Genomic DNA, 12,946 nt, shown 5'->3' on the forward strand with positions numbered 1-12,946 from the left:
TCATTTATATAAAAAAAGCGGCACCATTATTATAGTGCCGCTTTTCTTGTATTGAAAATAAAGATAAGTTAATAGCCTGGGTTGCCGGTAATTTCTTCCAGCTTATTGCGTACGGTTTGGAGTTCACGGGCCATTTTCTTTTCTTTCTCGTTAGCTTTTATTTTGTAGCCTTTATATTCTTCATCCAGCTCATCATATAACTTAATACGGTATTTAGCTTCCCGGCGTGCACTGCCCGATTGTGCAATAACAACAGCAGCTACTGCACCAAACAGGATTACCAAGCCCCACATAATTAAGTTATAGGTGCCTTTAGATACCAGAATGCCAGCCAAGCTTATGGCATCACGCTTGGAGTTGGATTCATTCAAGCTTTGCTCTTTCTCGCTTACATCCGACTGTAAATCCTGAACGGCTTTACCTTGGGTAGCTAATTTACTTTGTGCCGTGCGCAGTTTTTGGCGTTCGGCACGTATGGTATCCATTATATTTTTATAAAATGCAGCAAGTTGAGGGCGTTGGTAGCCATATACCTTAGTGCTTAGGTACTGATATTGTCCGCTCAAGCTTTTATCAGTATTAACAGGTGCGCCAGCTGCAGGAACTTGCTGTGCATAAGGGTTAGGGCGTGTAGCAGGTTGGGTTCGGTAAGTGGGAGTAGCAGTACCGGGGTGTGCAGCTGCTGGCTGGTAAGCTCCAGGTGTAATTGGTTTAGCTGCACCGGGCCGCACAATTCCAGGTTTGTTAAACGCTGGTTTAGCAGGTGTTGTAGTTGTTTTGGGTTTTACATGAACAGAATCCTGCGCTTGTGCAACAGTAAGGCTGGATATGGACAAAAGCAGGGTTAAAGTATTAATGCAGAACCTTTTTTTCATAGTTGAAAGTTTGATGAACAGTACAGTAAATAGTTTAATAGCTTTTTTGTTTAAATAAATACCTGTAAATAAGCTATAAATAGTAAAAGCTACCAAACATGCCTAAAATAACGAATATAGGATATCCAACCCAATTTAACCAAACCATATTTATATTAGCAGCATGAACATCGGAATGATAGGCTTGGGCGATATGGGCCGGGTATATGCTAAAGCGTTTGCAAAAGCTGGTTATACAGTTTGTGGCTGCGATTTGCCCCAGAATCGGGAAGCACTGGAAAATGAGCTGCAACCCTTAGGTATTCAGTTGCTGGATGATGGAAAGCAAGTAGCTCGTATCAGTGATTTACTGATTTACTCGGTTGAAGCTGACCGTATGGAGCAGGTAGTGGCGGAGTGCAGCGGTTCTACTAAATACGGGGCCATTGTAGCCGGACAAACATCCGTTAAGCACCCCGAAATTGCCATATTCGAGAAGTATTTACCAGCTGATGCGCAGATTGTTACTTTTCATGCCATGCATGGTGGTGGCTTTGAGCCTGCGGGTCAAAAACTAATTTTGATGCGATACCGGGCTGATGATACAACTTATCAGCGTATGCTGGATTTGTTTACAGCTATTGGATCAGACTTAGTTGAATTGGACGATTATCATGAACATGACAAGATTGTGGCCGATACCCAAGCTGTAACGCATGTAGGCTTTGAAAGCATGGGTACAGCCTGGGCCTCTGCTGGTTTCTTTCCATGGGAAAATGCTTCTTACTTAGGCGGCATTGATAATGTTAAAATTTTAATAACCCTCCGTATATTTAGCTATAAAGCTCACGTGTATGCCGGTTTGGCTATTCTGAATCCTTATGCCCGGCAGCAAGTAAGGCGTTATGCCCAGTCAGAATCAGAATTGTTTAAGCTGATGATTCAGGAGGAGGAAGATGCCTTTCGTGATCGGTTGTACCGCGCCCGCGACTTCGTTTTTCATGAAAGCCGTCGCCCCATTATGCTGAACGATGCCGTGATGGATGAGTTTACTTTTCATGGCAGCAGTACCGAGCGTAAACCTAATTCGCACCTGAGTATACTAAGTATGGTAGATGCCTGGTATCATTTGGGTATCAATCCTTATGATAATTTGGTAGGGCAAACGCCTCCTTTTCGGTTACGGTTAGGTATTGCCGAGTACTTGTTCAAGAATGAAGATTTGCTGGAAGAATCTATTCAAACCGCTTTGTATGACAAGTCTATCCGCGGCGATGATTTAGAATTTCACTCTGCCGTACGCGAATGGTCATCTATTATCAATTATGGTGATATGGAAGGCTATAAAAAGCATTTTAACCAGGTTCAGGCTTTCTTTAAAGATAGGTTAGAGGAAGGGCAGAAACACAGTGCCGATATGATTAGGCGACTAATGCGAAGTTGAACCTAAGATGGTAACCACTTATTATAGGGTAGTATTACAGCATCATCTGCGCAGTTAAAGCAGTTTTGAGTTTACTTGATTTCTAGGTGGTTACTTAAATCTTTATTTATTAAAAATTTAGTGTTGTTCTACACTATTCATCTGTAGCAAGGTTACTGCATCAATTTCTAATATTTCCGCAATACAAAGCAGGCGGTTTAAGGTAATATTGTTACGCCCTAATTCTATTTTACTGTAGGCATTTTGTGAAATTTTCAGCTTGGCTGCCAGGTATTCCTGTGTATAATTCTTATCTTCTCTAATTTTTCTGATATTAGCAGCTACTGCCAGAGCTTTAAGGTCGCACAATGACTTCATGGGTAAATGGAATAAGCAATAAAATGGTTAGCCAAGCTGCTGCAGTTGGTAAGCTGACAGCTATCTTTTAGGTTTATACGAATAGCTATTTAACAGGGTTTATATTAAATGGTGTTAAAAATGTCATTCTCTGAAGTTTTAAAAGCAAGGGAAGGCAGCTTATATTGTGATAAAGCGAGCTAATTGTCAAATAAAAGCGTCTGTATTTTTAGTAAAGCAATACATCAATGCGATGGGCATGCACAATCTGCAATTGGTCTGACCAGGCAAAAACAGTAAACTGCCCATCTTGTGAAGCTACCAGGGCAACTGCATTATGCTGATCGAATACAAACTGTGCGGCAGCTAAATGCCGGGTACCCCCATGCTGTGCCGGATGCACTTTGGTAGCTTTTACACCAGCTACAGGTTCGGTCAAAATGATTTGTTCAACCGGGGTGCTGTTTGCTGCACGGGCCACTTTAGCGCCAAAAGCCAATAAATCATATTGTTCATTAATTATTGTGGCACCATCTACAGCCGTAAACCCTCCTATGATATCGATAGCTTGTAACAATGCTTCCTGCCATTCCAGCTTGTCTTTTTCAGGTTCACGGTATTGGAGTAAGTTGCTGATAGCACAATAGCTGGGCGTAACCGGATAATTGATTGGATGCACTACAGATCGGTGCCAATCGTCAAAACCTTGCGGAACTATGAGTACTAAGCCGCCTCGACGGTGTAACCGCATAGAAGCTGCCAGTTGTACTAAAATGTTAAACGACTCGCCCATAAAAGCAGGGAGTGGCATACGCATCAGGGAAGATAATAATGCCGGACAATTCGATATGCCCATAGATTGTTCATCCAGAATTTTAATCTGGTCGCCATGCAAAACCGCAACGTTAACAAACTTCCCAAATCCACCAATACGTCGGTGCTTAACTACCAGCAGGCCAGGTTCAATAACTTCCAGCACAAAGCATATTTTAGGTATATAGTGAGTGGTGCCCCAAACGTAAAGCCCATCAGCCTGTTGCCATACCCCCAAATGAATGCCGGGCTGTGCAACCGCAGGGGCCAGTTTAATCAGGTTTTGTGGAGTTAGCCGCAGTTGCCGGCCAAATATAAGCGGCTGTTCTGCCTGATCGGGGTGTAGCAGCGCTAAAGATATAGTAGGCGAATGACCTTCTTCGCGCCTCAGGCTTGCCCAAAAAGCTACATCAATAACGGCTTCAATGATACTGCTATGTGTAGGAGAAGCCAAATTACCTTCACCCAAATCATCAGCTAAGGCTAGGTGGGTTGCAAAATGCGCCTCAATAGCCGGTGCAATAATACGTGCAGGTAAATAGGTAGATTCGGATAACATAGCAGGTTTGAAAATTTACAACAATGATAGCAATGTGTATCGAGATAATTAATCGTGTTCAGCCATACGGATGTCAAATACCACCTGCTGTTTGGCTGGTAACTTCACCCTTACAGTTAAAGGTACACTGCTTTATTTTTTAAACCTAAATTTATACTTAGCCAGTTTTTGGTGAAGATAACCGCGTTGTTTGTTTAAATCAGCTAAGGTTGTTTCATCCTGTAAATTAGCATCAAACAGCTTAGGTATGGCAATGCGTTGCGAACTGTAAATGCCGGTATGTCCGCTAAACAGATAAGCCGTAAAGCAGGCTACGGCAAACAGTAAGGCATGTTCACCGCCAAATAGTTCAATACCCATAAATGTGCAGGCTAATGGAGTGTTGGTAGCTCCGGCAAATACCGCTATAAAGCCTAAAGCTGCAAATAAACTTACAGGTGCATCCAATAGTCCGGAAAGTGTGTTGCCAAGTGTAGCGCCTATATAAAATAAAGGCGTTACCTCGCCGCCTTTAAAGCCGCTGCCTAAAGTTAAAGTGGTATATAAGGTTTTCCATAGCCAGCTCCAGGTATCAGCGCCACCCGCATGAAAGCTGGAAGGGATAGTTACTGCACCTGGGTACTGCGCATCAACCCCTAAACTTAAATAATCGGGTTTACCTATAATGTAGGTAAGCCCTATAATAAGCAAACCGCCGGTTAAAGGTATTAGCCATTTGTGGGTGAACAAAGCAATGAAAGTTGCTTTAATTTCATTCACCATTAAGGAAAACAACCAGCTTGCTAAACCAAAGGCAACAGAAGCAAGAACTACCTTAGCCAGCAATACCCAATTAAATGGCAGGTAGGCCGACAGCATATAAGACGTTTTTGCCAGTACATCAATATGATAAGCGGTATGATGAACACCCCAGGCTGATACGGTAACATCACCCACAATGGCGGCAATAAGAGCTGGCAGGATAGCATCATATTTGATGCGGCCAATACTTAATACCTCTAAGGCAAAAATAGCGCCGGTAAGCGGCGTACCGAATACAGCGCCAAAGCCGGCAGCTACGCCAGCCGTGAGTACCAAGTGCATATCGGCCTCGTTTAACTTAAACCATTTACCGAACATACCTGCAATGCTGCCGCCTATTTGTACAGCGGTACCCTCGCGCCCGGCCGAGCCGCCAAACAGGTGGGTGATTACCGTAGTAAGTAAAATAATAGGTGCCATTTGTGGAGGTATCCCACCACCGGGCTTATTAATTTCGTCCATAATCAGGTTGTTGCCCTTTTCGGATGATTTACCTACCGACTGGTAAATAAAGTGAATAGCAATACCTGCCAATGGTAATAAAAACAGCAACCAAGTATGACTAAATCTGAAATGAATGGCCCAGCTGAGCAGCCATAAAAACAAAGCGACTACGCTACCAATAATTATGGCAACAGGCAAGATAAGCACCGTCCAACGTAAGCCGTATTTTAAAGTTTGAATAACAGGATGGTTGTAGAAAGCGGAAGAAGATTTAAAATTTTTCACCTACAAATGCATAGTACCGCATACCATAAAATATGCAGTTAGTTATTTGCAGGCGCCATCAGCAATATGCGGTTCGTTGCAAAGCAACCGGAAGACACCATTTCCTTACTGCAAAGATAGCAGTTAGCCTGTTTAATTAGGCTACAAAAATGTTAAAAATGTAACCCTGATTTCAAATATCATGATCGGTATACTAAAATACCTAAATAGGTGTTAAGAAGGAGGTAACTACCACAGCATCACACATTCACACAATATACATGCTGCGGTGTTTTTAACTTAGAAATACGATCTATTGATATGCCTTCGAAGAAAATAGCTTCTATAACAACAGTTACATCATTTAAGCTAAACCAACTGGTTCTGCTACTCTTAGCTTTAGTTTTTGGAGCAGCTTCAAGTAGGGCAGAAGACTTTAAGTTTAAACTTAAAAATGAATCCAAAAGTAGCTTACTTGTTTTTTATAAAATATCGAAAAAATCGGGCGCTTTCAAGGTGAAATCATTGATGAAGCTAAAGCCGGATGAAGAGCGTATTAAAGAAGTTGAAGTAAGTAAAGGAGATACCATTTCTTTTTATGGGCAGAACCAGGAAGACGTGACCTCTGCTTTAATAAAAAAGGATTACACCTATTTGAATGCCCATAAAAATCAGGTCTTTTACATACCGATTGTTATTCCTGAAAAAGAGAATGCCAGTTTTGAATCGTTGCAGAACTTAAGCCTGCAACTGGAACACAATAAGGTGCTGAACTTTTTGCTCAAGCTGGATTCCAGTACGGTTAGCAGCTTTTCATTACTGGAAAACAACTTTCAGAATGTGTACCCATTAGGGACCTTTATTTTTGTAGATACGAAAACCAATCGGTTGTTGTTGCCTCCACTTGAACCTTCGTACTGGAACAATAGCGAGAATTATTTAACCATTCAGGATAGCTTGTATGCTTTAGTAACTACCCAACACCAGGTACAGGCCGATGCACAGATTGCCTATTTTTTGGGCAGATTAAGCAATTCGTTTAATAACAACAACTGTGTAGAACTGGACTTTAAAGGGAAATTATCTCTAATTAGATGGCGGCCTAGTCCTAATGCTAATATTTACCAGATATTTAATGATAATGCCGTGAAGGCTTTTATTCAAAACTGTTATGCGCAAATTGATAACCCCGATCAGCAATATCAACGCTATCGCTTATATTTCTTGACCTCGTATGAACGGGTAGATAATCTGGAGGTATATGGTCGCAAGTTTTACAATTTCGGCAATCAGACAGATTTGTCTATAAGCAGCAATCCTGGATTTCAGTTAGTGAGTTCTAATGTAGGGCTGATGTATGCCAAAAACCGCACACTAAGCAATTATTATTCAGTGCAAAACGCTGTATTGCGTACGAAGGCTTATGATTTTACCTCACTGTTGTTTAAGGGCTTTAAAAACGATATAAAAGCCAGAATTGTAACTGATACTTACATGCGCCAGAGGCAGGTACAGTCTGCTATTTTGGGTGAGTACGAAAACTTGATTAGCTATAATCCTAACTCGCAAGGGTTAAGTTTAGCGAAACTTTCTAAACGCGATTCATCATCATTAATTCCGGTGTTAACTACTGTAGCTAATTTAACGCCTTATAATTATCAAGCTTTAGATACCGCCAAAGCAGCACCTGCTGGTAAAAACGATCAGGTTGAGGCATATAACAACCGTGCACGTATGTTTAATGCACATTTATCAGAAATTAACAGCTTGGTTAAACAACTGAACCAGATAGATGCCGACATTACCAAAATTAGTCAAACCAAAACTGATGCCGGTTATGCAAATACCTCCAAAAGCACACCCGGTTTGCTTAACGAAATTGAGGTGAGTACAACTTTAGTACGGAAAGAATAAGTAGATTAGTAATCTGTAAATGCAGAATCGCCCTTTGTTCGTGCGATATTTAGAAAAGAACTTGGAATAATTAAGAATAAAAGATTATACCTTAATCTTAAGTTATTTTAAGCAGGTAACAAATCGTGAATTTTTTTAAGCAATTCATTCATACCATATACTTTAGGTAGTGTTGCATCTGGCTTGTATCCGGTCAAGTCTTCATCGGTCATGACCGAGGCGAAAATTACAGGCAAATCTTTGAATGAACTATGTTGTTTAAGTTGTTGCAGTATTTGCCTGCCATCATAACCATTTAAGTACCCATCCAGAATAACCAAATCAACATTATTTCTGAATAGGCAAGAAAAAATATTATTGTAAGTTCTGCATATTAATGGTTCATAGCCAGCTTTATGCAAAACCATTTCAATAGCCTCTGTTAAATCCTCGTTATCTTCAACAATCAAAATGCGCTTACTCATGATATTTTGAAGGATTTAACAGGAATACCAAGCTTTAGTTTTAGTGTACAGGTGAATATGACACTGATTTATTTTGGTTCAAAGTAAATTGAATAGCAGGGCTCAATTCATGAATATCAAAGGGCTTTTTAATATAACCGTCGGCTTTGGCAGTAACTGCCAATTCTTCTATATGCGGGTAGGCTGATAACAACATTACCGGAATGTTTTCAGTAGCCTTTTGGCTTTTAAGTCTTTGGCAGTGGATACTACCTGTATCTACATCACAAAGACATTCATCTATTAAGATAATATCGGGTTTAATCAGGTTTAATCGGGTTAGGATATCAGCATTAGTTGAGGAAACTACCTCATAGCCGTTATCCGTTAAAGCATACTCCAGAATATCCAAGATATCCTGATTGTCTTCAATCAACATCACTTTCATTGCCATTAAATTAGGGGTGGCACAAAGGTATGCTTATTATTATCTTAGTAAGAAATTAAGTATCTTTTTATCTTAGATATTTACAGTATTTAGATAAATCATCCTTCCAACAAGAACACGAAAACTTCTTTAGGGCCATGTGCACCAGAAACAGGGTGATGATTAATATCTGCGGTATGGCTAGGGCCTGTTACGGTGGTGATCATGCTGGGCAAACGGGCGTTATACTTATCTTTCAATAAAGCAAAACCATCTTTTAAATCCATCACAATTTGCGAGCTGAAAGCTAGTACAATATGTACTGGCGGATAAATGGTAAGCCTACGCCCAGCCATACCCGCATTTGATAACAGAATGCTGCCATTACGGGCAATCAGGGCTTCACACAAGGTGAAACCAACCTCAGCTTTATCAAAATCTTTATCGCTAGTGTAATAAGGGTAGCCAAACTCATCCAATAATTGCTGCAACAAGGGTTCCCAGCAATATATTTTATGCCATTTACGTTCTTCGGCCAAATTCAGTAACGATTCGATAAACTGAATATCATCCTCACAAAATACAAATTGACCACCAGCCGCCAGTAGTCCTTCTGCAAACATTACTTCCGGTATATCATTAGGCGTAAGTGCCGCATATAAAGGCATATCTTCTAAGTTGGGGTAGGGGTTATCCCGTCGTTCCAGCAAAGCCTTGCGTACCTTCTTCAGCAATCGTTCTTTAGGCGTAGTATTGTCTTTCATAAACAAAAAAAGCCACTGCGCGGGCAGTGGCTTTAAAGGTAAATAAATTTTATATTATCCTTGTGGTTGCTGTCCTTCAATGCGGGCAGTTTCAGGATTGGTTACGCTTTCAGGTATAGCGTTGTTATCTACATCCGGGTTCAAAGCGGCTTCACCGTTCACAAATTTATCATAAGCGGTACGATTATCGAACGGGCGTTTTCCCAACAGCTCTTCCAAATCAGACTGGAACAATACTTCTTTTTCCAGCAGTTTGGCAGCCAGTTTTTCTAGACCTTCACGTTTTTCGTTTAACAGGTCTTTGGTGCGTTGGTAAACGTTATCAATTAGGGTACGTACTTCCTCGTCAATCAGTTCGGCTGTAGTGTCAGAATAAGGTTTGTTAAACTGATACTCGCCTTGCGGATCGTAGAAAGAAACATTACCTACTCTGCTGTTCATACCATAAATTTTTACCATGGCATAAGCTAGCTTGGTAATACGCTCCAAATCGCTCAATGCACCGGTTGATATTTTACCGAAAACAATATCTTCAGCCACACGGCCACCCATAGATACTACCATTTCATCTTTCAACTGCTCGGTAGTATGTAAGAACTGCTCACGAGGAAGATACTGTGCGTAACCTAAAGCGGCAACGCCACGTGGCACAATAGATACCTTAACCAGTGGATCAGCATGTTCCAGGAACCAGCCTGCAATAGCATGACCAGCTTCGTGGTAAGCCACAATGCGTTTTTCTTCTGGTGATATAATTTTGTTTTTCTTTTCTAAACCACCAATCACACGGTCAATAGCATCCTGGAAGTCTTGCATATCTACCGCTTGTTTATCACGGCGGGCAGCAATCAGGGCAGCCTCATTACATACGTTAGCAATTTCGGCACCGGCAAAGCCTGGAGTTTGTGCTGACAGTTTTTTCGCATCTACACCTTCAGCCAGTTTTAATGGGCCTAAGTGCACTTTGAAAATTTGCTCACGACCCACCAAGTCGGGTTTGTCAATAGAAATTTGCCGGTCAAAACGGCCTGGACGTAACAAAGCAGAGTCTAATACATCCGGACGGTTGGTAGCAGCCATGATGATGATACCAGAATCAGTACCGAAACCATCCATTTCTACCAGCAACTGGTTCAAGGTATTTTCACGCTCATCGTTACCACCTACAATATTATTTTTACCACGGGCACGACCAATAGCGTCAATCTCGTCAATAAAAATAATACAAGGAGCTTTATCTTTAGCCTGACGGAACAAATCACGTACACGTGATGCACCTACACCCACAAACATTTCTACGAAGTCAGAACCTGACAAGGAGAAGAAAGGAACTTGGGCTTCACCAGCTACTGCTTTTGCCATCAGGGTTTTACCTGTACCTGGCGAACCTACCAGCAAAGCACCTTTAGGTATTTTACCACCCAGGTTGGTGTATTTTTTAGGGTTTTTCAGGAAATCAACAATTTCCATTACTTCCTCTTTCGCTTCCTGCAAACCGGCTACATCGTTAAAGGTCACATTAATTTGTGCTTCTTTATCAAACAGGGTAGCTTTTGATTTACCGATGTTAAAGATTTGGCCACCAGGACCGCCACCAGCACCGCCAGACATGCGGCGCATAATGAATAACCAGAAACCAGCTACCAGCACAACCATGATAATGCATTGTACCAGCCAGTTTGACATCCAGCTTTCATGCTGTTGTGCAAATTCAAGTGGTGTTTTGGCAGCCTCAGGCAAATCTTTCATTGCATTGTTAACAGTTTGCTTCAGGCTTTCAGGCGAAGCATCAGTAAACGAGTATTGAGGATTGGCTGTAGAAATGCCGAACGAACGGTTGTCACGTACATCAGCATACGCAGATTTACGCAAACTATCTTTCTTGATATATACATCAGCTACTTCACGGTCGCCATCTTTGTAAGCTACAATGCGTTCTACATCACCCGCGCGCAGCATGTTGGCAATACGCGGATTGAAATCAATGGCTTTGCCGCCACTGCTGCTCAATAACTGAGGCACCACCAGCAACGCTAAAATTATAATGGCATACAACCACATAAAATTAAAGCGGGGAGGCCGGGGTGTTATCCTTCTATTCGGAATTCTTCGAAAGGATTTGGGTTTATCAGCTTTATTATCTTTCATTTCTTTTTTACAAGCTCAAACATACAATCTTTAATTTAACATTCAACAACCGGCCTATCGTATTCGGATGTTGAGGTGTTAGGCACTTTGGTAATGCTGAAGTTCAGCATCTCCCCATAATTCTTCAACCCCGTAAAACTCTCGTTTGTCGGTTCTGAAAATATGAACTATTACATCTACATAATCCAGCAATATCCACTCAGCATTCTGTAACCCTTCTTTACGCCAGGGTTCCATTTGAGTGGCTTTGAAAATTTCTTCTTCAACACTGTTGGCTATAGCTCTTACCTGGGTGCTCGAATCAGCATGACAGATCACAAAGTAGTCGGATACAGAGCTTAGAATGTTACGGAGGTCTAACCGAATAATATCATTTCCTTTTTTTTCCTGAATGCCATGTATAGCACGTTCAGAAATAAAGGCAGATTCACTTAACGCTTTGTTTTTTACCATTAAAAACTTTTAATTTTGAACGATTTTAATCTAATCTTTAGTACACTTTGCAAAATAACATTTTTTCGGGAGCATTTGTTGCACAAAATTTAGTTACGCTAAAAGAAGTTGACTCTACAAATACATACCTAAAAAATATATTGGCAAATTCTGAGCCAGTACCCGAAGGAACGGTCATAATGGCAGAAAGCCAGTATGCAGGCCGCGGTCAGCAGCAAAATAAATGGTTTGCTGAACCGGGAAAAAGCTTAGCTTTTAGCCTGCTGCTTAAACCTGCCTTTTTACCCATAAATCAGCAATTTGATTTAACACGCATTGTGAGCCTGGGTGTGCATGATGCCTTGCAGCCATTAACAGGCAATCAGCTAAAAGTTAAATGGCCCAATGATGTTTATGTAAACCAGCGTAAGCTAGGGGGCATACTGATCGAAAACCAGGTGCAGGGCAGCACCCTCAAGAGTGCTATTGTAGGTGTTGGGTTGAATATAAATACCAGTCAGTTTCCGGATTGGGTGCCCAATGCCATATCGCTAAAGCAAATCTTACATACAGATTATGATTTAAAAGCTTTATTATTGGAGATTTGTGAGGCTATCGGGAAATGGTACATTAAACTTCAGGCAGGTGAAACGAGTCTGATCAGACAACAGTATCTGCAGGCGTTGTACCGGTTTAATGAGGAACACTTCTACAAACGGAACCATGAGGTGATTGAAGGCCGTATTGTTGGTGTAACCGATAGCGGATTGTTGGAAGTGCAGCAACCAGATGGGGTGCAGCGCTACAATTTAAAAGAAATAGAATTTTTGAACAACCCATAAAACTTATGAAAAAGTTAATCCTGATAGCCGTAGGGCTGTTTTTTACATTGTCGGTTTCGGCACAGATTGAAACTCCGGTTAAATGGTCATACGCTGCAAAGCGTATCAGCGCAACTGAAGCTGTGGTAGCCATCAGAGCTAATATTGATGCAGGCTGGCATATTTATTCACAGCATGTTAAAGATGGCGGCCCAGTAGCTACCGAGTTTACTTTTCCGGCTTCTAAAAGCTATACATTGGTAGGAACTACCAATGAGCCTAAGCCTGTTACCAAGTTCGAGCCGACTTTTAAAATGGATGTGAGTTATTTTGAAAATTCAGTGGTGTTCCAACAACGTATCAAGTTGAAAACTGCCGGTGCTACTGTGGTAAAAGGTAAAGTAGAGTACATGACCTGCAACGATCATAAATGTTTGCCACCAGATGATGTAGAATTTAGTATCCCGGTAGGTAAATAAGCT

General features: G+C 41.3%; 13 protein-coding genes and 1 riboswitch. Of the genes, 4 read left to right on the forward strand and 9 right to left on the reverse strand.

The genetic code is table 11. The annotated features are described in order from the left end of the window. Positions 1–68 precede the first annotated feature (68 nt). Complete coding sequence (locus tag HH214_RS15145; RefSeq protein WP_169608996.1) at positions 69–875, reverse strand: hypothetical protein; 807 nt, start codon at positions 873–875, stop codon at positions 69–71. 163 nt (positions 876–1,038) lie between these two features. Between HH214_RS15145 and HH214_RS15150 the strand changes: the two genes are divergently transcribed. After that, the gene (locus HH214_RS15150; protein ID WP_169608998.1) at positions 1,039–2,298 is read left to right on the forward strand and encodes a prephenate dehydrogenase; all 1,260 of its coding nucleotides are present in this window, start codon (positions 1,039–1,041) and stop codon (positions 2,296–2,298) included. A 117-nt stretch (positions 2,299–2,415) separates the two neighbouring features. Here the strand turns inward: HH214_RS15150 and HH214_RS15155 are convergent, their stop codons facing one another. The 3 genes from HH214_RS15155 to HH214_RS15165 all read right to left on the reverse strand — a co-directional run bounded on the left by HH214_RS15155 (position 2,416) and on the right by HH214_RS15165 (position 5,536). Then, entirely contained in the window at positions 2,416–2,655 is a 240-nt protein-coding gene (locus HH214_RS15155; RefSeq protein WP_169609000.1) for a helix-turn-helix domain-containing protein, read from the reverse strand. 208 nt (positions 2,656–2,863) lie between these two features. Then, a complete protein-coding gene (locus HH214_RS15160; protein WP_169609002.1) occupies positions 2,864–4,006 on the reverse strand; it encodes a putative sensor domain DACNV-containing protein in 1,143 nt (380 codons plus the stop codon). 132 nt (positions 4,007–4,138) lie between these two features. Continuing rightward, entirely contained in the window at positions 4,139–5,536 is a 1,398-nt protein-coding gene (locus tag HH214_RS15165; protein ID WP_248282110.1) for a voltage-gated chloride channel family protein, read from the reverse strand. Positions 5,537–5,578: 42 nt separating this feature from the next. After that, positions 5,579–5,650: riboswitch (Fluoride riboswitch) on the reverse strand. A 186-nt stretch (positions 5,651–5,836) separates the two neighbouring features. Between HH214_RS15165 and HH214_RS15170 the strand changes: the two genes are divergently transcribed. Then, on the forward strand, positions 5,837–7,429 hold the full coding sequence (locus HH214_RS15170; protein WP_169609004.1) for a hypothetical protein: 1,593 nt from the start codon (positions 5,837–5,839) through the stop codon (positions 7,427–7,429). A 107-nt stretch (positions 7,430–7,536) separates the two neighbouring features. On the opposite strand, the gene HH214_RS15175 is transcribed toward HH214_RS15170, so the two are convergent. From HH214_RS15175 to rsfS, 5 genes are all read right to left on the reverse strand, one after another. Continuing rightward, positions 7,537–7,893 (reverse strand): response regulator, encoded by a 357-nt coding sequence (locus tag HH214_RS15175; RefSeq protein WP_169609006.1) that lies wholly within the window; start codon positions 7,891–7,893, stop codon positions 7,537–7,539. A gap of 40 nt (positions 7,894–7,933) precedes the next feature. Continuing rightward, on the reverse strand, positions 7,934–8,326 hold the full coding sequence (locus HH214_RS15180; RefSeq protein WP_169609008.1) for a response regulator transcription factor: 393 nt from the start codon (positions 8,324–8,326) through the stop codon (positions 7,934–7,936). Between the two features lie 92 nt (positions 8,327–8,418). After that, positions 8,419–9,063: a LutC/YkgG family protein gene (locus HH214_RS15185; RefSeq protein WP_169609010.1), complete on the reverse strand. Its 645-nt coding sequence runs from the start codon at positions 9,061–9,063 to the stop codon at positions 8,419–8,421. Between the two features lie 54 nt (positions 9,064–9,117). After that, positions 9,118–11,211: an ATP-dependent zinc metalloprotease FtsH gene (ftsH, locus tag HH214_RS15190; protein ID WP_169609012.1), complete on the reverse strand. Its 2,094-nt coding sequence runs from the start codon at positions 11,209–11,211 to the stop codon at positions 9,118–9,120. A gap of 78 nt (positions 11,212–11,289) precedes the next feature. Further along, positions 11,290–11,664, reverse strand: a complete 375-nt coding sequence (rsfS, locus tag HH214_RS15195) for a ribosome silencing factor (protein ID WP_169609014.1) — start codon at positions 11,662–11,664, stop codon at positions 11,290–11,292. Between the two features lie 47 nt (positions 11,665–11,711). Here rsfS and HH214_RS15200 point away from each other — a divergent pair, with 47 nt between their 5' ends. Both HH214_RS15200 and HH214_RS15205 read left to right on the forward strand, forming a co-directional pair. Further along, entirely contained in the window at positions 11,712–12,485 is a 774-nt protein-coding gene (locus HH214_RS15200; protein ID WP_169609016.1) for a biotin--[acetyl-CoA-carboxylase] ligase, read from the forward strand. A 5-nt stretch (positions 12,486–12,490) separates the two neighbouring features. Continuing rightward, the gene (locus HH214_RS15205; RefSeq protein WP_169609017.1) at positions 12,491–12,943 is read left to right on the forward strand and encodes a protein-disulfide reductase DsbD N-terminal domain-containing protein; all 453 of its coding nucleotides are present in this window, start codon (positions 12,491–12,493) and stop codon (positions 12,941–12,943) included. Positions 12,944–12,946: the final 3 nt, after the last annotated feature.

This window comes from Mucilaginibacter robiniae, assembly GCF_012849215.1.
Classification (GTDB): Bacteria; Bacteroidota; Bacteroidia; order Sphingobacteriales; family Sphingobacteriaceae; genus Mucilaginibacter; species Mucilaginibacter robiniae.